Origin of the sequence: Polaribacter sp. Hel1_85 (assembly GCF_000766795.1) — a bacterium.
Lineage (GTDB): Bacteria > Bacteroidota > Bacteroidia > Flavobacteriales > Flavobacteriaceae > Polaribacter.
In genome coordinates this window covers 215857-239102 of sequence record NZ_JPDS01000001.1, presented here as the reverse complement: position 1 = coordinate 239102, position 23246 = coordinate 215857, and the positions used below count along the sequence as shown (strand labels likewise).

Below are 23246 nucleotides of genomic sequence, written 5' to 3'. Positions count from 1 at the left end.
CAAATAATAAATTTTGAGAAGTCTTTTAGTTTATAAAAAGTCGATTAATAATCCACCTTTATTTCTCTTCTTTCTTTATCTAATCTATAATCTTTAAAAGTATTGTTAATATCTAATTTAATAATATTAGAATGAGATTTTACATTTAGTAAAAATTCATTTTTAATGGTAACAGATTTTATATTTGTTTTATTTTTAGACAAATAACAGATTACTTTTGTATGATGTTGACTAGTTTTTATATCTAAAACTTGAGGTATTATATTTTCGCCATCAAACTGCCAACTAGTTGTTTTGTGTAAATATTTACTAAAATCTTCTGTAGAAACATGTAAGCTTTTAGAGTCTCCAAACTTAATAAAGTTTTCTTCATCAAAATCAATTTCAAGCATCAATACATGCCCTCTTTTTATTACATTAAAAGTAGCAGAAATAGACTCATGGAAATTATTTGTTTTGCCTATGTTGAGTAAAGCTAAAAAAGCAATTATTAAAATTTTCATTTCACCATAACTTTAATAGTTCCTAAGGTTTTTCCTTCTTTTATAATACTCAATATATAAATCCCTTTAGTAGCTATATTATTTATTTCTAAAACTCCTGTACCTTCTTTTTCAAGAACAAGTTGTCCTTTTATCGAAAATAATCGAACTTGATACTTTTCTAAATTAGTAGATATTACAGAAAAATTTCCATCATTAGGGTTTGAATTTATATAGTACCCTAAATCTTTTAATTCTAAATCTTGTGTACTTAATGTATTACCGCAACTTTCATCTAAACTGGTTAAAGGATCGTCTGTAGCAAAAGGGTTTATATTTGCATTGGTATCATCACAATCAAACTGACTTACAAATCCATCGCCATCTGCATCAACATCATTTAAGCCTCCTGCACTACTAATAAAACTATCACTAAAATTACCTTTCATACATCTAGAAATTTGAGGAAAATCTTGAGTAACTACATAATAATATTCAAATGTTTCTTGCCCTTGTGCAGTTGTTAATGTAACAGAAGCTTCTATTCCGTTGCACTCATCTAAATCTCCTTTACCAGCTACATATCCAAAATCATTGGTGTATTTTCCTGAATAAGGGCCACAAGGCGCGCTAATTCCGTCTCCAGGGCGTAAACCACTTTCTAACTGAAAACTAGGAAACATTTCTTTTATATTTCCTTCTTTATCTGGCCCAAATCTGTATAAAACAGGAAAACCATCTGATGCCCAACCAACTTGTAAAAGTTCTGTTGGTGGCGAATTTAATGTTGAAATACCTTGTTGTAATTCTTCTACATACCCAAACATGTTTCCATGATAATGATAGCCAGAATTAGGATTTACGTGTGCAGAAGCACAATCTAAACCAACAAAATCTCTTCCATCTCCAATATTTGTGGTAGGTTCAAAAACCCAATCCCAATTATATTCTCCTGTAATTTGATCTTCAAAAATAAAAGGTGTCGCAGGTGCAGGCATCATATATACGCCATTTAACGCAATCCCAAAATAATTTACAGGTCTTCCATTAGTTCTAGAAATACTTGTTACTTCTTCGCTTAAACTTGGGTTTAAATCAAACTTATATGTTCTATAATATGGTTCTGGAATTCTTGGTGATACATAAGAAAAATTATGATTTGGGTAATTGTTAGAATACACAACTCTTTGGTTTCCTTCTACAAACTCATAATAAATACTTGGACTAGTTGGTATGTCTTCACAAGCAATATTATCATAACTCAAAACATCGGTAACTCCACAAGTATTATTACAATCATCAATTGTAGTTTCAGCTCCGTTTTTAATACCATCGTTACAAGACCAATCACTTCTAATTGTCTGTGCCTCTTGCTGTAACATTGCTTTTATTGCTTCTTGTTCTGTTGTTAGACTACCAATTAAATTAGTTTCTTCTTTTATATCTGTAATAATATTATAAAATTCTTCATTACCGTTTTCGTCTTCAATTAATTTATACGTATCATTTCTAGTTGCCCAAAATTGAGTATTACCGCTTTCATAATCTGTATAATTTATTTGTTTTGAAATTTGATTTTCAAAAGACAATGCAGGTTTTAAACTTAAACTATTTTCTGTTCCGCCTAATAACTGTACTCCTGCCAACTCTAAAATTGTAGCGTGTAAATCAGTTGCTTGCACCAAACTTGTTTCTACTTCATTTACTCTTTCTACAGATTTACCTGTAATTATTAGTGGTACACGAATTCCACCTTCGTACATTGAAGATTTTGCATGACCAGTTGGCCAATAATTATTTGCTTGCCCTGGAGTTCCATTATCACCTATAAAAATAATTACTGTATTTTCGAGTGTTTCTTCATCCATACTTTCCAAAAGTCTATTAATTTCATAATCCATGTTTTCAATCATAGATAAATAGGTTGTTCTATCATTTGTAGGTGTAGTTGTATAAGTTCCATCTGGTGGTGCTTGAAAAGGAACATGAGGAGCAATATGAGCTAACCATAAAAACCAAGGTTTTGTTTGATTATCAATCCAAGATATTGCGCTGTTTGTTAGATATGTAGTAGCATATTCTGTAATTTGTTCTTCATTTCCTTCAGAATTTACTTTTGTCCAATCATAATAATCATCTACTTGACTCGTAAAAACACCTTCATAATAAGGTACACCAGAATCTATTGGATGACTATAATTGCTAGTATCATTGCCTCCAAGATGCCATTTACCAATAAACCCCATGCTGTAATCTGTTATACTTTGCTCTTTTATTTTTGTAAACAATGATGTATGGCTAGTATCTAAAACTAAAGGCGGTTTCATAACTCCGGTTTTAATTCCGAATTTACCACTCATTATTGCAGCACGAGTTGGCGAACATTGAGGAGCTGCCCAACAATTCGTAAAAGAAAGTCCTTTTTCTCTTAATGAATCTAAAGTTGGTGTAACAGGTAAATCACTATTTATTCCAAAACCGGGAGTAGAATCAATTCCCATATCATCTGCAATTATTAATAATATGTTTGGTGATTGTTGTTGACTAAAACTAGTCGATATAAAGAAAAATAGTAATAGAAATGTTTTTAAAATTCTCATTTAAATTTATTTTTGGTTGTTGAAATATATTTATACCAAGTAATGTTTAGTTAAGGTCTTTTAAAATTTAGACCTAATATTATGACAAAAGTTTAATTTGAGCTTATTTATTTTTTAATTTCTAAAGGCATTAGAATAATTTTATAATTATAATTAACAAGAAACAGGAAATAATTTTGTTATCATTTAATTACATTTGTAATATAATTTAAAAAATAAGTACTGTATTTATAAGGCTATTAATTTAGGGTTATTTTTTATAGAAAAGGATTGAAGAAAATTAAAAACTTATTTAATAATTAATTTGTTAAAAATTGAAGATGAAAAAATTAACAGAATTCGAAATATTAAAAAAACTAGAATCTCTACCAGAATGGGAATATTTTGATAATGCTTTGCATACCGATTTTGAATTCGACAACTTTAAAGATTGTATGTCTGCAATGAATAGAATTGCTTTTGAATGTGAAGCGTTAAATCATCACCCAGAATGGACAAATATTTATAATACATTAGACATTACACTAACAACTCATGATGCTACAGGTGTTACAGAATTAGATTTTAAATTAGCTAAAGCTATCAATATAATTGTTGAAGTTGAAGAAGAATAGTATGAAAAAAATAATGTTCTTTTTAGGTTTCATTCTTCTCATAAATATTTCTTGTGAAAAAGATGATTTCTGTTTAAAAAACCCTGTAACAGAAAAATTAGTTATAGAATTTTATGATGAATCAAATACCGAAACGCTAAAAAACGTAAAGGAATTGTATGTTTGGGCAGAAGGAAAAAATGACAGCATTTATGTAAATCAAACTATAAATACAATTACAATTCCTTTAAATAGTTTAACTACAGAAACTGTATATAATTTCTCAAAAGAAGGAGTTATAAATCAGTTTACAATAAAATACACTCCAGAAGAAGTATATGTATCTCGTTCTTGTGGTTATAAAATTGTCTTTAATGAAGTTACTTTTTCATCAGACAATACTTGGATTAAAGAATTTACACCAGAAGAAACATTAATCATATTAGAAAATCAAGATGCAGCACATGTACAAATATTTCATTAGCATTTGTTTCCTTTTTGTTTATGTTGATGGGTTTTCACAAGAACAAAAAAAGAACACAATTATAGCATCAAAAAAAGATTCAATCGTTTATAAAACCAATTATGGGTTTCGAGTTGGTATAGATATTAGCAAACCTATTTTAGCACAGTTTAATAGTTCTTACAGTGGTTTAGAAATTGTTGGAGATTATAGAATAAAAAAGAACTTTTACATTGCAGCAGAAGTTGGTTTCGAAGAAGAAACTACGGCTGAAGATTATACAAATTCAACATCAAAAGGGAATTATATCCGTTTAGGTTTTAATTACAATGCTTACCAAAATTGGTTAGATATGAATAACGAAATCTTTGTAGGATATCGTTATGGTTTTAGCTTTTTTGAGCAAACCTTAAATAGTTATACACCTAATGTAATAACAGATATAGAAGATTACCCTCTTTATTTCCCTGCAAATACCAATACAACTCCATTTACCATAACTGGTTTAAATGCACATTGGTCAGAATTTGTTGTTGGTTTTAGAGCAGAAACATTTAAAAACTTTTTTATCACATTTAGTGGTTCTTATAAAATTTTAATGAGTGTAAAAGATCCTGAAAATTTTAAAACACTGTATTCACCTGGTTTTAATAGAATCTTTGAAAGTGGATCTGGTTTTGGATTTAACTACACACTTACTTACTTAATTCCTTTTAAAAAGAAATAAAAATTTGGCTTTATCGAATTTTTAGTAACTTTATCATCCCAATTTTTAAATTAAAATATCATGAATAAAATACCAAGTGTAAATTTAGCAGATTTTCTATCTACTGATGAAAGCAAAAAACAACAATTTATTGATGAAATTGGTCATGCTTACGAAAACATTGGTTTTGTAGCCTTAAAAGGTCATTTTTTAGATGATCAATTAGTCGAAAACTTATATACTGAAATAAAAAACTTTTTTGATTTACCACTAGAAACAAAAGAGAAATATGAAATTCCAGGAATTGGAGGTCAAAGAGGTTATGTCTCTTTTGGTAAAGAATCTGCAAAAGGTAAAAAAGAAGGCGATTTAAAAGAGTTTTGGCATTTTGGACAATATGTAGATAAAGACTCTAAATATGCAAATGAATACCCAGAAAATGTAACTGTTAATGAATTAGCTAATTTTAATAAAGTTGGTAAAGAAACTTACCAAATGTTAGAAAAAACAGCTAAATATGTATTACGCTCTTTAGCATTACATTTAGGATTAGAGGAAACCTATTTTGACAACTATATTAAAAATGGAAATAGTATTTTACGTCCTATTCATTACCCGCCAATAAAAACAGAACCTAAAGGTGCAGAAAGAGCAGCAGCTCATGGAGATATTAATTTAATTACGTTATTAATGGGCGCTCAAGGTAAAGGTTTGCAAGTTCAAAACCATAAAGGAGAATGGATTGATGCCATGGCTGCACCAGATGAAATTATGATTAATGTTGGTGATATGTTATCGCGTCACAGTAATAACAAATTAAAATCTACCATTCACAGAGTTGTAAATCCACCAAAAGAAATGTGGGGAACTTCTCGTTATTCAATTCCGTTTTTTATGCATCCTGTTTCAGATATGAAGCTAGATGTTTTAGATAAATGTATCGATGAAGAGCATCCAAAACAATTTGAAGATATAACTGCTGGTGAATTTTTAGATCAACGTTTAAGAGAATTAGGATTAAAAAAGTAAAAACAAAACCCATCCTAACCTTCCTAAAGGGAAGGAATGGTTTGCGAAATAAAAAAATAAAATAAAAACTCAAATACCCGAGTTGAGTTTCTCCCCTTTGGGGAGATTAAGAGGGGCTAATATGGATTTCAAAGATCAACTAAAAAAATTATTTCCAGAACACAAGGAAACTGCTGAATCTGTTAAAGAAAAATCGAATATTTGGTTACAAGAAGATCCAATTATCTGTAAATACGAAAAGCGAAAAGGGAAACCAATTACTATTTTAGAAGGCTATACAGGAGCAACATCAGATTTTAAAATATTAGCAAAAGAAATTAAAACAAAACTATCTGTTGGAGGTAGTTTTAAAGATGATAAAATAATTATTCAGGGAGATTTTAGAGACCGAATAATGATGATGTTAAAAGATAAAGGGTTTAAAGTAAAACGTGTTGGTGGTTAGTATATTTAATGCCTCACAATAATTAATCAAAAAAAACGTTGTTTTTTAATTATGAATTCTTCAATATTACATATTACAAACGGAGATAGTACAACAAACTATCTTAAAAAACTTCATTTTTCAGGAGACTTTATTACCTGGAGAGAAATGTTGTGTGAAGGGAAAACGACAACAGATGTTGGTAGTGAAACCTTTTGGAAAAACAGGTTCGACTTTTTAAAAACTTCTTACAATGTTAGTAAAAAGAAATTTATCGATTTTACATTAAAAGAATACAGAAGTCTTTGTAATAAAAAAGAAAGTAAAGAAATAGTCTTATGGTTTGAGCACGATTTATTCTGCCAAATAAATATGATTGCTGTTATTAGTTGGTTAAAAAAATACAGAAAAGGTTATCATATTTCTTTAGTTTGCAGTGGTAAAGTAAAAGGTACTAACAAACTAAAAGGATTGGGAGAACTTACTGAAAATCAAATTCAAGAACATTACCAAAACAGAGTAGATTTAACACAAGACGATATTGAATATGCAGATTATATTTGGCAATTGTATTGTTCTGATAGTCCTTTAAGATTAGAAACTATTTACAAGTACAACCCAATGTCTCCATTTAAATATTTAGCAGACGCTTTAGAAGCACATTTACTTAGATTTCCTACTATCAAAAATGGTTTAAATCAAATTGAAAATACCATTTTAAAAACTGCTAATACACAAGAATTCTCATCTAAACATCAATTAGTTGGTCAATTACTAAAAACCCAAACCAACTATGGTTTTGGAGATATTCAATACGAACATCAAATAGATCAACTTAAAAAACTATTTACTTCATTCGATCCTGTAAAATTATCTCGAAAAGGTAAAAAAGTATTAGAAAACCAGATGAATTTTTATAGTGAAATTCGCAACGAAAATTCGTATCTTGGTGGAGCAAAAAAATATAGTTTTTTATTTAATAATCAATCAAAAAAACTATTACAAATTACATCATAAAATATGCCTATAAAACAATCCGAACTAATCTTAAATCCAGATGGAAGTGTTTATCATCTAAATTTAAGACCAGAACATATTGCGAATAATATAATTTTTGTTGGCGATCAAGATAGAGTCGACAAAATTTCTAAACACTTTGATTCTATTGAGTTCACAACTCAAAAACGTGAATTTAAAACCACAACTGGTACTTATAAAAACAAACAATTTTCAGTGATTTCTACTGGGATTGGGCCAGACAATATAGATATTGTTTTAAACGAATTAGATGCTTTGGTAAATATCGATTTAAAAACAAGACAACCAAAAGAAAATCTAACGTCATTAAACATTGTTAGAATGGGTACTTCTGGTTCTTTACAAGCAGATATTCCTGTAGATTCTTTTGTAATAAGTTCTCATGGTTTAGATTTAAATGGCTTATTACACTCCTATCAAATTGATACAATTACAAACCCAGAAATAGAAGACGCATTTGTAAAACATACAAATTGGAGTCCTAAAAAAGCATATCCAATTATTATAGAAAATAGTAAAACTTTAGAAAATAAATTAAAGTCTGATAAAACTTTTCAAGGAATAACAGCTACAGCTGGTGGTTTTTATGGGCCTCAAGGAAGAATTTTACGTTTAGCTATACAAGACAACGATTTAAATCATAAAATTGATAGTTTCAGTTTTAACGGACATAGAATTACCAATTTAGAAATGGAAACTTCTGCCATATATGGTTTGTCTAAATTATTAGGTCATAAATCGTGTTCAATTAACGCAATTATTGCCAATAGAGCTGATGGTACTTTTAGTAAAAATCCAGGTAAAGTGGTCGCAGAATTAATAGAGTATGCACTTGAAAAACTAGTTGAGTAAATGACCAACCTTAAAGTTGGTGGAGTTCCTGAGCATTTCAATTATCCATGGTACATCACCTTAAAAAATAAAGAATATAGCAAACATAATATCAATCTTCGCTGGCAAGATTTTCCTGGTGGAACTGGGCAAATGTGCAAAGCTTTAAGAAATGGAGATGTAGATATTGCTATCGTTTTAACAGAAGGAATTATTAAAGATATTGGCGCAGGAAATCCTTCTAAAATTGTACAAACATTTGTAAAATCTCCTTTAATTTGGGGAATTCATGTGGGTGCAAAATCAACTTTCCAAAAAATTGAAGATCTAGAACATGCAACAATTGCAATTAGCAGATTTGGTTCTGGTTCTCATTTAATGGCAATCGTAAATGCTTATAATCAAGGTTGGGATATTTCTAAATTAAAGTTTAAAGTAATTGGTAATTTACAAGGCGGTATTGATGCTTTAACTAACGGTGAAGCAGATTATTTTATGTGGGAACATTTTACCACAAAACCCTTAGTAGATAATGGAACTTTTAGAAGAGTTGATGACTGCCCCACTCCTTGGCCTTGCTTTGTAGTTGCTGTTAGAAACGAAGTTTTAGAAAATAATTTTGAAGAAGTAAAAAGGGTTTTAGACATTATTAATGATGAAACTAAAGACTTTAAAAAAATTAATAATATAGATAAAACTTTAGCCGAAAGATATGAGCAACAAATAGAAGACATTCAACAATGGTTAAAAATTACAGCATGGAATGATGGAAAACCCATTACTAAAAATTTAATTACGCGCATTCAAAATAAAATGGTAAAGTTTAACGTTATCCAAGAGAAGAAAAAATCGGGCGAGTTCATAAAAAATATGTACATTTAGCCTATAAAACCCTTTAGAATGAAAAAAGTAGTATTTATTGCAGTTTGTATTTTAGGAATCCTTTGTTTTTCTTCTTGTAGAAGCACTTCTAAATCTTGTGGTTTAGCAGACAATACAACAACTATTCAAACAACATTAAATCAGGTAGATTTTTCTTAAAATCTTCTTGATTCTTAATTTCAAATTCAATGAATCCGCTTTTTAGCGGATTTTTTTTATGATACATAATATTAACCTAACAATATCGAAACCTTTTTATAAGGTTTTTCTTACCTATTTTTCATTTTAAGTTTACTATTACTAAACATTGACTTGCTATTTTTGGTTAAATCAAAAGAAGAAAGATTATTGTTTAGTAACAAAGTACCTTTTTATTGCCAAAAACAAATTGCAAAGAACTTACATTTTTGCAAACATCAACACTTCTACCTCACTTTAAGAAATGAAAAAGCAAAAAAAACGTAAGTTAGATTATGTTGTTATATCTGATGTACATCTTGGTACATATGGTTGTAGCGCTAAAGAACTATTAAACTATTTAAAAACAATACAACCAAAAGTATTGATTTTAAATGGTGATATTATTGATATTTGGCAGTTTAACAAACGTTATTTTCCAAAATCTCATATGAATGTAATTAAACATTTAACAGGGCTTTTATCAAAAGGAACAGAAATATACTATATCACCGGAAACCATGATGAAATGTTACGAAAGTTTAAAGGTTTTCAACTTGGAAACTTTAAAATTTTAAACAAACTTGTTTTAGATATTGATGATAAAAAAGCATGGATATTTCATGGTGATGTTTTTGATGTTACCATGCAACACTCTAAATGGTTAGCTAAATTAGGTGGCAAAGGTTATGATCTATTAATAGTTCTAAACACCTTTATAAACTGGATAAGTAGTCTTTTTGGTTATGGAAAACTTTCGCTTTCTAAAAAGATTAAAAACAGTGTAAAAAGTGCTGTTAAGTTTATTAATAATTTCGAAATAACAGCTTCAGATATTGCTATAGAAAACAACTATGATTATGTTATTTGTGGTCATATTCATCAACCAGAAATTAGAGAAATAGAAACTCAAAAAGGAAAAACAACCTACTTAAATTCTGGAGATTGGATAGAAAACTTAACTGCCTTAGAATACAGTAATAAAGAATGGAATTTATATGAATATGCGAAAGATAAAGTAGCAAAAAAACAAGAAAATAAACTAAGCAAAAAAGAATTAAAAATTATAAATAAAGAAGAAAAAAACAACTTTCTTTTTGAAGAGCTTTTAAAAGAATTTGACATTCAAAAACCCGTAAAATAATACTTATGAGAATACTATATGCAATTCAAGGTACTGGAAATGGTCATTTAACAAGAGCTAAAGAAATTATTCCTATTCTAAAACAAAAAGGTGAATTAGATATTTTAATTAGTGGAAATGAAAATAATTTAGAATTAGGTTTTAAGGTAAAGTACAACTTAAAAGGTTTAAATTTTACATTTGGTAAAAAAGGTGGTATTGACTTTTGGCAAAGTTTTAAAAAGATGAAATTACGCCGTTTTTACAACGAAATTAAAAGGTTACCAATTAAAGACTATGATTTAATTATAAACGATTTTGAACCCGTTTCTGCATGGGCAGCAAAACTAAATAATGTAAATATTATTTCTTTAAGTCATCAAAATGCTGTTTTAGATTCCGCTTCTCCTAAATACGGAAAATATAAGTTTGAAAAATATATTTTAAAATACTACGCGCCTTCTAAAGTACGTTTTGGTTTTCATTTTAAACCTTATAGTTCAGCAACTTTTACACCAATTATTAGAAAGAAAATTAGAACTATAAAAACTAGTAACAAAGGCCATATTACAGTATACTTACCTTCTTATAAAGTTGAGAAAATTGTAAAAATTTTATCTAAAATACCAATTGTAAAGTGGCATATTTTTTCAAAAGAAACAAACAGTTTAATTTTTAAAAAGAATATTATCATTTATCCTATCAATGAATTCGATTTTATAAAAAGCATCAGTTCTTCTTCTGGTGTACTTTGTGGAGCTGGTTTTGAAACTCCTTCTGAAGCTTTATATCTTAAAAAAAGACTAATGGTTATCCCTATGAAAAATCAATACGAACAACAATGTAATGCATTAGCTTTAAAAGAAATGGGCGTTTCTGTAATGAAAAAACTAAGTAGAAATAGAGTTCCTAAAATTGCAAAATGGATTCATTCAAATACAATTACAGAAGTAGCTTATCCAGATACAACAGAAGAAATTATAGAAGCAATTTTATTGCCTTATTACAATCAAACAGTTTTGTCTACCATTGTATCGTAGTTTTTTGAGATTTTTGTAAAACCTCATTCGTTTTAGAAAAATGTTTACTTCCAAACCAACCTCTCCAAGCCCCTAAAGGAGAAGGATGAGGAGCTGTAAAAACAGTATGTTTCTGAGTATTTATCAATGCTGTTTTACTTTCAGCAAACTTACCCCAAAGTAAAAAAACAACATTTTCTTTCTCATTAGAAATTTGCTCAATAACAGCATCTGTAAACGTTTCCCAACCTTTCTTTTGATGACTTCCGGCTTCATGAGCTCTAACAGTTAAAGTTGCATTTAGCAATAAAACTCCTTGTTTTGCCCATTTTTCTAAATCCCCACTTTCAGGAATTTCCTGATGTAAATCTGAAGCAATTTCTTTAAAAATATTTTTTAAAGATGGTGGATGTTTCATTCCGTCTTTTACAGAAAAACACAATCCGTTTGCTTGGTTTTCGTCATGATAAGGGTCTTGACCAATAATAACCACTTTTAAATCTTCAAAAGAACAGAAATCAAAAGCTGCAAAAATAACATCTTCTTTAGGAAAACATAGATGATTTTTAAATTCATCATCAACAAAATTGGCTAATTCTTTAAAATAAGGTTTATCAAATTCCTGCTGTAAAATATTTTTCCAACTATCAGCTACTTTTATTTGCATTGTTTGTTATTTTTGTGCGAATATCAAAGATAGTATTTTGAATAAAAACATATCAACCAAAACATTACAAGATTTAGAATTTACAACTGTTTTACAACATGTTGCAGAATATTGTATTTCTGGTTTAGGAAAAGAAAAAACGTTAGAAATAAAACCTATAAGTAACAAAAAAACGCTGTTTAAAGAATTGTATTTGGTAAATGAATATGTTTCTTCTTTCGAAAGCGAAAATAGAGTTCCAAATCATGGTTTCGATAATATTACAGAAAACGTAAAACGTTTAGCTATAGATAATAGTTTTATAGAAACAGATGCTTTTTTAAAAATTGCAACTACATCTCTTACTGTAAATGAATTAATTAAGTTTTTTAAAAAATTAAAAGTTCAGTTCCCTACATTTTTTGAGCTATCTCAAGAAATAGAATTTACCACTTTTATAGATGATGAAATAAAGAAAATTATTGATATTTCTGGTGAAGTAAAAAACAACGCTTCTATAAATTTAAAACAAATTAGAAAAGACATTAATAATGTTCGTGGTAAAATAGGAGCAAGTTTTTCTAGTGCTTTATCTAAAGCAATATCTGCTGGTTATTTAGATGACATTAAAGAAACTGTTGTAGACAACCAACGTGTTTTAGCAGTTTCTGCCATGCATAGAAAAAAAGTTGCAGGTAGTTTATTAGGTGCTTCAAAATCGGGTAAAATTGTTTATATTGCTCCACAAGCAACACTTTCTTACGCTAGAGAATATCAGAATTTAATTTACGACGAAAAGCAAGAGATTGTAAAAATATTAAGAGATTTATCTGCAATAATTCGTCCTTCAGTTAATTTATTAGAAGAATATCTTTCGTTTTTAATTCATATTGATGTTGTAGGTGCTAAAGCAAAATATGCGCAAATAATTAATGCAATTTTACCTAAAATAACTAAGGAAAAAAGAATCTATTTTAAGAATGCTTATCACCCCATTTTATGGCGAAAAAACAAAGAGCAAAAAATTGATACAATTGCTCAAACAATTGAGTTAAATGAACGCCAACAAATCATTGTTATATCGGGTCCAAATGCAGGTGGAAAAAGTATTACTTTAAAGACAATTGGCTTGCTTCAATTAATGTTGCAAAGTGGAATATTAATTCCTGTAGACGAACGCAGTCAAACATATATTTTTGAGACAATACTAACCGACATAGGAGATAACCAATCTATTGAAAACCAATTAAGTACATACAGTTATCGTTTAAAAAACATGCGTTACTTTTTGCGTAAATGTAATGAAAACACTTTGTTTTTAATTGATGAATTTGGTACAGGTTCTGATCCTGAATTAGGAGGTGCTTTAGCAGAAATTTTCTTAGAAGAATTTTACTATAAAAAAGCCTTCGGAATTATAACAACCCACTACTCTAACTTAAAAGTTTTAGCCAACGAATTAGAGAACGTTACCAACGCAAATATGCAATTTAATGAGCGTTCTTTAGAGCCTTTATATAAGTTATTTATTGGGCAAGCAGGTAGTTCTTTTACATTTGAAGTTGCACAGAAAAACGGAATTCCATTTAGCTTAATTAACAAAGCTAAAAAACGAGTAGAAACAGAAAAAGTGCGTTTAGATAAAACCATATCTAAACTTCAAAAAGAAAGAAACAGACTACAAAAAAATTCTGATAACTTAGAAAAACAAAAAACAAAAGGTCAAGAACATTTAGATAATTTACAAGAAAAAGAACAACGTGTTCAAGATAAATTAGCTGGCTTTCAAGAACTCTATGACCAAAATCTAAAAATGCTTTCTTTAGGTAGAAAAACAAACGAACTTCTAAACAAATACTTTCAAACCAACAATAAAAAAGAGCTAAATGTTAACTTTAATAAATGGTTTACAGAAGAAAAAGTAAAACATTTAAAGAAAAACCCTGAAAAACCTAAAACCAAAGCACAAAAACAAAAAGCGGAGGTTGTAGAAAAAAAGCAACAAGAAATTATTAAAAAAGTTGAAAAAGAAGTTTTACAAAAAGTGGTAGAAGTTAGGAAAGAAAAGAAAATAGAAGCTGCAAAAATAGCCAAAGAAAAATCTTTATATGTCTATAAAATTAACGATAAAGTAAGAATTATAGATTCTAATTCTGTTGGTACAATAGAAAAAATTGACAAGAAAAGTGTCACAATTAATTACGGAATTTTCACAACAAAAACGTCTCTTGAAAAAATAGAATTGGTTGAAAAAAGTAAATAACTTACACCTTTTTATGTGACTTTTTTTTAAGAATTGTTTCTTATGTATATAAAACTAAGTAAAATACTATTGTACAAATCAATAACATAGACTATATTTGTTTCAAATATTAACTATAAATTTTTTATTCAGTTAATTTTCAAAGTATATTTAATTTGGGGGGAGTTAATATACTTTTTTATTAATGAGTTAGTCTTATTAATAATTATGTCATTTTTTTTTAGAATTGTATTTATCTCTCCAATAATTTTGGTTAAAAAAACAATTATGATTAAAAAAAGACAAATATTTGGATTTTTGGGAATTAAATCCTTGTCAAAAAAAATAAATATAACAGTAATTTTATTACTATTATTACTCTTCAGCTTCAACAACCAATCTTTTTCACAAACAATTTCTGGTACTGGAGGTACTAGTGATGCTACCTGTGGAGATTGTACTCCAACTGGTTGGGCAGATCTTAATGGAACACCAGATATTTCAAATAAAGACAAAGCAGGTGGAGAGGCTTATGCTGGAGGTGGAGCAACTTGGGTACATGCCCCTCTTGATTTTCCTCCAACTGGTGGTCAAAGTTGGATATCAATGAAAGATTTAGGAGGAGTTGCTGGTACTTCTGAAGAATCTGTAACAACTACAATAGGAGATATTGAGGCAGGTAAATTATACAAAATCACATTGTATTCAATGTCTCCAATAACAAATGAAGATGGAGGTACAGGTGAAAACCAATATTATTCAGGTACACATAAAAAGAAATATGATTATCAATTGGGTGTAAATCAATCTAACCTATTTACAAAACAATATATAACTTCTATAGGAGAAGATCAATGGAATGAAACACAAATTTATTTTATAGGAAACCCAGACACCTCTGTTCCAGGGAATTCAACAATGGTTTTAAATATATTTCCAGGAGAATATTCAAACTACACAGGAGGTAATACTAGAGTATATATAGAATCTATTCATATTTCAGTAGAAAATGACGCTATAGAAAAAGTAGATACTGATGGTGATGGTATAGATGACACAATAGATATAGATGATGATAATGATGGTATTATAGATGCTGTAGAAGCAACCGTTGATGGAGTTATTTATGATCCTTTAGGTGATGAAGATGGAGACCTTTTACCAAATTACTTAGACACAAGTGATAATGGTACGGGAGACTCTAGTACAACAAGTTATGAAGATTTAAACGGAGATGGAATACCAGATGTTTATGATTTTGATGGTGATGGAATACCTAATCATTTAGATTTAGATGCAGATAATGATGGAATACCAGATAATATAGAAGCACAATCAACAGCAGGTTATGTAGCTCCAACAGGTGTTGTAGGGGCAAATGGTTTAGATAGCGCATATGAAAGTGGAGATGATACAGATTCTGCTAATGGTATAGGTGGTCTTGATGGTACAAATTTAATTGATACAGATGGTACTGGAAACCCAGATTATTTAGACACAGATTCAGATGGTGATGGTGTTAGTGATACCGAAGAAGCTAATATAAATTTATCAGGTGATGTAGGTGAAAATGGTTTAGATGATTCTTACGACAATGGAGATGATTACTCTGATGTTAATGGTAACTTTGATGATACACAATCAGATAATTTCCCTAACACAAATGGTGTAGATGATGTTAACTGGAGAGATAATAATGATTCAGGCGGTAAAGATACAGATGGAGATGGATATCCAGATGCTACAGATTTAGATGATGATAATGATGGAATTTTAGACACAGAAGAATGTACTATAATAGAAAGAACAGAAAATAATGCTGATTCAGTAGTAGATGGAGTTAGCGTTGGTGTTGGTGGTAATGAAGATGCCTCATATGATGGTTCTAATGATGATAGAGCAACTTTAAATGATGTAATTGATGTGTTAGTTATAGATTTAGGAGTAACGGTTCCAAAAAACACAATTATTGAAGTCGAAGCTCGTGTAACTGATAATACTAATCATATTATGAAAGTACAACAATCTACTACAACAGCTAATTTTACGAATAATTTGATATTTACATGGACATCTATAAACACAGATGAAAACAAACCTTATAAATTATCGGAAGACGCAAGATATATTAAAATTACATTAAGTACAGACGGTGGTGGTGGTCAATTAGAAGTTGATAATGTATTGTATCAAGCACATACTGTAGAATGTGATGATGACGGTGATGGTATCCCAAATAGAATAGATTTAGATTCAGACAATGATGGTATTCCAGACAATATAGAAGCACAAACAACTACAGGTTACATAGCCCCTAACGGTGTTTATGATTCAAACGGAGTAGACACAGCATACTCAGGTGGATTAAGTCCTGAAGATACTGATGGAGATCTTATAGATGATTATTTAGACACAGATTCAGATGGTGATGGCGCTTCAGATCAAGCAGAATCAAACTTAGCTTTAAGCGGAAACTATGGTGCCAATGGTTTAGATGCTAATTATGATACTAACGATGGTTACACAGACGTTAATGGTAATTTTGATGACACACAAGATGACAATTTCCCTGATGCTGATGGCGATGTAAATTCAGGAGGTGATGTAGATTATAGAGATGATGATTCTATTTTTCTAGACAATGATAATGATGGCATACCAGATGCAACAGATTTAGATGATGATAACGATGGAATTTTAGATACAGAAGAAGGTTATATTACAGGTACTTGTGTTACTTATAATGGAACTATTCAATCTGAAAATGATATAGGTAACTCTGCAAATGCAACAGGTGAACCTGATGGAGACTTTGCAACAGTTTATAATGGAGGTAGTACTTTTGATTTTGATTTTGGGCAGACTTACCCTAGTGGAACTCAATACACAATTACCTGGAGAAGAAGAAATGATGTTACAACAGGTACTGCATACATAGATTTAAGCGAATCTCTAGATGACACAACATATACTCTTCAAGTAACACCAACAGGAAGTACTGATAATGTGACTTTTCAAGATGTGACTATTACATCAACAACAAACTTTAGATATATTAGATTTGCAAAAGGTTCAATAAATACTGTAGACTATGAAGTTGATGCAATCTCAATTGTTTCCACAGATTGTAATACAGATACTGATGGAGACGGAATTCCCAATTATCAAGATTTAGATTCAGACAATGATGGTATTCCAGATAATATAGAAGCACAAACAACAGTTGGCTATATTGCTCCTAATGGTGTATTTGATGCCAATGGAGTAGACACGGCGTACACAGGTGGATTAACACCTGTAGATACTGATGGAGATTCTGCTAATGATTATTTAGAAACAGATTCTGATAACGATGGTATTTTAGACAATACAGAAGCAGGCTTATCACTTTCTGGCGTTTATGGCACAAACGGTTTGGATAATAATTACGATAATGGAGACAATTACACAGATGTAAATGGTAATTTTGATGATTCACAGACCAACAATTTCCCTGATATTGATGGTGATGTATTTACAGGAGGTGACGTAGATTATAGAGATACAGAAGTAACAAATGATATAGATGGCGATGGTATTAGTGATGATATAGATTTAGATGATGACAATGATGGTATTTTAGATTCTGTAGAAATAGGCACTTGTTCTGATACTGGAACTTTAGATTGGTCTGCTGAATATAGTGATGATGATGACCCAATAATTACCAATCCTACCATAACAAATACAAGCATAACATTTAATTTATCTCGAATATCTAATGTTACTAGTGATAGTGAATACCTTGTAAATAATAATTCTTACGAATTAGATCAAAAAGCCTCTTTTAATGCAGAGTCTACACATACTTTTGAGCTAAGTTCACCTATTTACAATCTATCTTTTACCATTTCTGATGTAAATATTGATAATGACGATCAAGCTATAGATAATGTAGAAATCATCTTAACAAAACAAGATGGTACATTATACACCTTAACAGCGTCTGATTATACTACAGGAGCTTCAAATACATTTAATGGAACATCATTTATTGGTAACACAACTGGAAGTAGTGATGTTACCATAAATGCAATACCTGCTTGGATTAGTAAAATAGAAATAGTTTATAAAAATAATAGTCCTAGTGGATCAGTAAGTGCAATACAAGATATAGCTTTAGGAAACTTTACTTTTTGTACTCCTTTAGATTCTGATGCTGATGGTGTGTTTGATTATATAGATTTAGACTCTGATAATGATGGAATACCAGATAATTTTGAAGCGCAAACAACTGCTGGTTATATAGCTCCTAGTGGTAGTTATAGTGCAGAAGGTATAGATTTAGCATACGGTAACGGGGTTACCCCAGTAAACACAGATGCAGCAGCTGTTTCTGGTGCAGATACAATTCCAGATTACTTAGACTTAGACTCTGATGGAGATGGAGCTTTTGATATTGTAGAATCGGGTACTGGACTTACAGATGCAGATTTAGATGGAAAAACCGATGGTAGTGTTGGTAGCAATGGTTTAGATGATACCTTAGACGTAACTGATACTTATAATGATGTTAACGGAAGCTTCGATAATACAGTAACTGATAATTTTAATGATGATGATAATGATGTAAATTCAGGTGGAGACTTAGAATACAGAGATGCAGTTTTTGGTTTAGACTCAGATAGTGATGGTGTTATTAATAGTGTTGATATAGATGATGATAAAGATGGTATTATAGATACTGTAGAAAGTGGAGGATATGATCCTGATGGAGATGATGATAATGATGGAATCTTAAATTATTTAGATATTGTTGATGATGAAGTTGGAGGAACTCTAACCACAGATTATACAGATGCTAATGGTGATGGATATCCAGATGTATATCATGCAGATTCAGATGGACTTCCAAATCATTTAGATATAGATGCCGATAATGATGGTATACCAGATAATGTAGAATTTCAATCAACAATTGGCTACATCGCTCCTTCCTTAGATCCTATAAATGATGCGGATGGTGATGGATTAAATAACGCTTACGATCCAGATTGTACTGCCGTTAGCCCTTGTGGAGATAGTGATACTGTTGGAGTAAGCTTAACGATTCCTAACAATCATGACGGTACAGACAATCCAGATTATTTAGACACAGATTCAGATAATGATGGCGTTTTAGATATTGAAGAAAACGGAGATTCAGATACAACTCTTAGTGGAAATGATACTGATGGAGATGGTTTAGATGATAATTTTGAAGGTTCTGATATTTACGATGGTTTTGTGATAAACGATGAAATAGATACGCCTTCTGTAGACTTACCAGATACTGATTCTGATGTATTTACTACTGGAGATGTAGATTATAGAGATGATACTGATGACCCTATTGTACCTGGTCTAAGTGGAGATAATTTATGGCTGAGAGCAGATATAGAAGTAACAGGTACTACAGAAGTATTAGATTGGGATGATCAATCTGGTGATGACGAAGACGCCACTGCTACTTCAGGTACAGCTCCTACAAAAATAGATGCAGGTTTAAACTTTAACCCTACAATTGATTTTAATGGTAGTGATGATTTTATGCAAATTACAGGCGGTTTATTTGAAACTTCAACAAATACTGATGTATGGGTTTATATTGTAGCTAATACACATATCATACAAAAAAATAGTATTATTAGAGAAAACTTAGCAACAGGGCGTGTAGGAGTACATTTACCATGGGATGGTGGCACAGCAATAGAAACAGAAGAACCAATGTATTATGACGTTGGATCAACTAATAATGGCGAGAGAATTTTTGGAGAATGGGGTGCAAATACTAATGAATTTAACCTTTGGACTTTAGGTAGTAGTACTTCTACAGAAACTCCTACAGGGCAAAATAAAAGTATTTCTAAAAATGGTGAAGAAATACTGTCTAGAAACACTAGTACAATAGGTACCGGAAATAATAATAATTTCTACATTGGATCAACAGATGGTAACAATGAATTCTACGATGGAGAAATTGCTGAAATTATGGTGTTTACAGTTTTACCAACTTCTTTAGATAAACAACATATAGAAAGTTATTTAGCTATAAAATATGGTATGACTTTAAGTACTGAAGAATATCAAAATAACTCAGAAATTATAGAAGGAGATTATATTTTAAAAGATCAAACAACAAAGATTTGGGATTTCACTGCTAATAGTGGTTATCATAATGATGTAGCAGGTATTGGTAGAGATGATGCAATGCCATTAACTCAAAAACAATCAAAATCTATAAATTCAGATGCTATTATAACTATTGGTTTAAGTGCTATTGTTGCAGATAATGCAAGTAATCTAAATACATTTTCTGCAAACAAAGACTTTTTAGTTTGGGGTAATGATAATGGTACTATAAATACAATTACAGAAACAGAATTAATCTGTGCACCAGAAAAAACAATTGGTAGAACCTGGAAAATTAATGAAAATGGTAGTGTAGGTTCTGTACAAGTAGCAGTAAATAAAACTACAATCGATGCAGCTCTAGTAACAGCAAATACAATTAAAGTTTTAAAAGTTGCCGATGATGAAGCCTTTACAATTAATGTAGATTACGTACCACTAACAGATACTACTATAAATAGTGAAGCCGTATATGCTGCAAACTATGATTTTAATGGAACTAAATACTTTACATATACTGAAATAAACGGTATTTTCTGGAATGGAGATAGTAGCACTTGGGTTGGTGGTAATAGTGCAGCAACTACTGGCGCACCTAGTTCTAACACTTCAGATAAAGATAAAGTAATGGTAATAGATTCTGAAAGTTCATTAACTCATGCTACTTTAACAGAAAATGCAATTGTAGAATGTGTCTGGATTAAAGAAAATTCTAAATTAATGGTTTCTTCATCTAATTATTTAGAATTTGATGAAGACTTTATTCTTGATGGAGAAATTAAATTAATTGGAGATGGTCAATTAATACAAACACATGCTGGTGCATCAAATGTAGAAGGTACAGGTAAATTGTATAAAGACCAACAAGCTTTGGTTCCAAATATATACAGATATCATTATTGGTCATCACCAGTAAGAGAATATAACAAATCTACATTTAGAGTTGGTACTGTTTTAAAAGATGGTAATATTCCAACTTCTGAAACTTCAGAAATTGTTGATATAAATTGGGTTGCAGGATATGATGGAGCACCTGGAATTGCAGGAACTACCCCAATATCTATAGCTCCTTACTGGATTTACACAAACTTAAATGACCCAGGAGATGGATCTTCATGGGTACACCAATACGAAACTGGAGTTATCGAAAGAGGACAAGGATACTCTATGAAATCTACAGGTATTGTTGGACAAAACTTTACTTTTGTTGGTACTCCTAATGATGGCTCAATTACCTTTAATATAGACCCTAATACTACAGATTTATTAGGAAATCCATACCCTAGTGCTTTAGATACTTATGATTTTATTTCTACGAATGAAGACTCAATAGATGGTACTTTATATTTTTGGGAACATACAGGTGAAGATGCTTATACTACTGGGTCTGAAGGCCATAATTTCTCAGGTTATCAAGGAGGTTACTCTCAAAGAAATTTAACTATGGGAATTGCTGCCAATGGAGTTCAAGCCGTAAATGATGAGACATTCGATTGGGAAACAGCTACAGATAATGGAAATAACATTACACAAACAGTAAATGATATTACTGCTACTGTAACTACTTCAAATATAGATGGACTAGATTTAGTTGATGCTAACGGAGGAGGTAGCACCTCTGGTAATGTAATTACTATGTCTAGTAATTTAACAGAATTAGGTACAATAACAGTTACTTTTAGTGAACTTGTAGATTTATCAAGTATATATTTATATAACGATATAACATCTGGAAGTTTAGATCTAACTATAACTAGCGACGGAGGTTCAAGTGTAAATTCTACTTTAACAAATACAACTGGAAACTTAATAACACTTGGTTGGAATGATGTAACATCAATTAAAATATCTAGTAATAATTTTACAGATTTTAAAGTAGCAATAGATGATATAATATTTACCAAAGGTGGAATTACCCTTGGAGACGGAGAATACCATGCACCTAGTAGATATATGGCAGTTGGTCAAGGATTTTTTGTCTCAGCATCTACAATTGGTGGAGAAATACGTTTTGAAAATCTTCATAGAAACTATAAGAATAATGATTATGATAATGCAGGTACATATTTCTTTAAAAATAATTCTGGTAAAACCATTAAAAGTAATGAAGATGAAATTGATGATTTTATAGACAAGTTACCAATAATTAAACTTGGTTTTGGTTATTATAATGCTAATGAAGTTGCTTTACACAGGCAAATTGGTATTTCTTTTTATGATGAAAATAGTTTTGAATATGATAATGGTTATGATAGTGAAATGTTCGATACTAATTCAACAGATATTTACTGGGAGTTTGAAGCTATACCTAATAAAAAATTAATAATAGCTGGTATTTCTGAAATTACAGACGAATTAGAAGTTCCTTTAACAATAGAGATTGACACAAATGAAAGTGTATATTTCACAGTTGATGAACAACAAAATATTGACCAACCCTTTTATTTATTGGATAAAGTGACTGGAGTGTATTATGATTTTACTGAAACTTTTGAACTAAATTTAGAAAAAGGTATTTATTCAGATCGTTTCTATATTACCTTTAACAATGAGGTATTAAGTACAGAAAACAATATTCTAAATAAAGAATTAGCTATTTTCATGGATAATAATTCTAAAGAAATTGTTATTCAAAATTTAAATAACATTAATATTACAAAAATAGAATTATTTAATATTCTAGGTCAGAGAGTAAAACAATTTGAAGATATTGAAAATGAATCTGAAAACAGATTAAAAGTAAGCAAATTATCATCAACAGTTTATATTGTAAAAATTCAGACTGAAAAAGGGAATCTTACTAAAAAAATTATGATTGAATAATTCTATATTCTTTATGTA

16 protein-coding genes are annotated in these 23246 nt (G+C 30.1%); 13 read left to right on the top strand and 3 right to left on the bottom strand.

Features of this window, described 5'->3' with window-relative positions; all coding sequences use genetic code 11:
• Positions 1–44: 44 nt before the first annotated feature.
• Positions 45–503, bottom strand: a complete 459-nt coding sequence (locus PHEL85_RS01005; protein WP_036819914.1) for a DUF6702 family protein — start codon at positions 501–503, stop codon at positions 45–47.
• Complete coding sequence (locus PHEL85_RS17195) at positions 500–3082, bottom strand: sulfatase-like hydrolase/transferase (protein ID WP_052108407.1); 2583 nt, start codon at positions 3080–3082, stop codon at positions 500–502. Before PHEL85_RS17195 ends, PHEL85_RS01005 begins: the two co-directional genes overlap by 4 nt.
• Positions 3083–3402: 320 nt before the next feature.
• Here PHEL85_RS17195 and PHEL85_RS00995 point away from each other — a divergent pair, with 320 nt between their 5' ends.
• The 11 genes from PHEL85_RS00995 (at position 3403) to PHEL85_RS00950 (ending at position 11388) form a co-directional block, all read left to right on the top strand.
• Positions 3403–3696, top strand: coding sequence for a 4a-hydroxytetrahydrobiopterin dehydratase (locus PHEL85_RS00995; protein WP_036819911.1), 294 nt, complete (start codon positions 3403–3405; stop codon positions 3694–3696).
• Between the two features lies 1 nt (position 3697).
• Complete coding sequence (locus tag PHEL85_RS00990; protein ID WP_036819908.1) at positions 3698–4159, top strand: DUF6452 family protein; 462 nt, start codon at positions 3698–3700, stop codon at positions 4157–4159.
• Positions 4140–4865 carry a DUF6048 family protein gene (locus tag PHEL85_RS00985; protein ID WP_036819905.1) on the top strand — a complete coding sequence of 242 codons (726 nt, stop codon included), beginning with the start codon at positions 4140–4142 and terminating at the stop codon, positions 4863–4865. Before PHEL85_RS00990 ends, PHEL85_RS00985 begins: the two co-directional genes overlap by 20 nt.
• Positions 4866–4925: 60 nt before the next feature.
• The gene (locus PHEL85_RS00980; RefSeq protein WP_036819902.1) at positions 4926–5873 is read left to right on the top strand and encodes an isopenicillin N synthase family dioxygenase; all 948 of its coding nucleotides are present in this window, start codon (positions 4926–4928) and stop codon (positions 5871–5873) included.
• Positions 5874–5994: 121 nt separating this feature from the next.
• Positions 5995–6318, top strand: coding sequence for a translation initiation factor (locus tag PHEL85_RS00975; protein WP_036819899.1), 324 nt, complete (start codon positions 5995–5997; stop codon positions 6316–6318).
• Positions 6319–6369: 51 nt separating this feature from the next.
• Entirely contained in the window at positions 6370–7314 is a 945-nt protein-coding gene (locus PHEL85_RS00970; RefSeq protein ID WP_036819896.1) for a DUF1835 domain-containing protein, read from the top strand.
• A 3-nt stretch (positions 7315–7317) separates the two neighbouring features.
• Positions 7318–8187, top strand: a complete 870-nt coding sequence (locus tag PHEL85_RS00965; protein WP_036819894.1) for a nucleoside phosphorylase — start codon at positions 7318–7320, stop codon at positions 8185–8187.
• Positions 8188–9048 (top strand): substrate-binding domain-containing protein, encoded by an 861-nt coding sequence (locus tag PHEL85_RS00960; protein WP_036819891.1) that lies wholly within the window; start codon positions 8188–8190, stop codon positions 9046–9048.
• Between the two features lie 18 nt (positions 9049–9066).
• The gene (locus tag PHEL85_RS17730; protein ID WP_156109066.1) at positions 9067–9207 is read left to right on the top strand and encodes a hypothetical protein; all 141 of its coding nucleotides are present in this window, start codon (positions 9067–9069) and stop codon (positions 9205–9207) included.
• A 283-nt stretch (positions 9208–9490) separates the two neighbouring features.
• Positions 9491–10369, top strand: coding sequence for a UDP-2,3-diacylglucosamine diphosphatase (locus tag PHEL85_RS00955; protein ID WP_036819888.1), 879 nt, complete (start codon positions 9491–9493; stop codon positions 10367–10369).
• A gap of 5 nt (positions 10370–10374) precedes the next feature.
• A complete protein-coding gene (locus PHEL85_RS00950) occupies positions 10375–11388 on the top strand; it encodes a glycosyltransferase family protein (RefSeq protein ID WP_036819885.1) in 1014 nt (337 codons plus the stop codon).
• Here the strand turns inward: PHEL85_RS00950 and ung are convergent.
• Positions 11372–12034 carry a uracil-DNA glycosylase gene (gene ung, locus PHEL85_RS00945; protein ID WP_036819883.1) on the bottom strand — a complete coding sequence of 221 codons (663 nt, stop codon included), beginning with the start codon at positions 12032–12034 and terminating at the stop codon, positions 11372–11374. The genes PHEL85_RS00950 and ung overlap by 17 nt on opposite strands.
• Before the next feature lie 37 nt (positions 12035–12071).
• Here ung and PHEL85_RS00940 point away from each other — a divergent pair, with 37 nt between their 5' ends.
• Positions 12072–14276, top strand: coding sequence for an endonuclease MutS2 (locus PHEL85_RS00940; RefSeq protein WP_036819880.1), 2205 nt, complete (start codon positions 12072–12074; stop codon positions 14274–14276).
• 267 nt (positions 14277–14543) lie between these two features.
• On the top strand, positions 14544–23228 hold the full coding sequence (locus tag PHEL85_RS00935; RefSeq protein WP_156109065.1) for a T9SS type A sorting domain-containing protein: 8685 nt from the start codon (positions 14544–14546) through the stop codon (positions 23226–23228).
• The last annotated feature ends 18 nt before the right edge of the window (positions 23229–23246 follow it).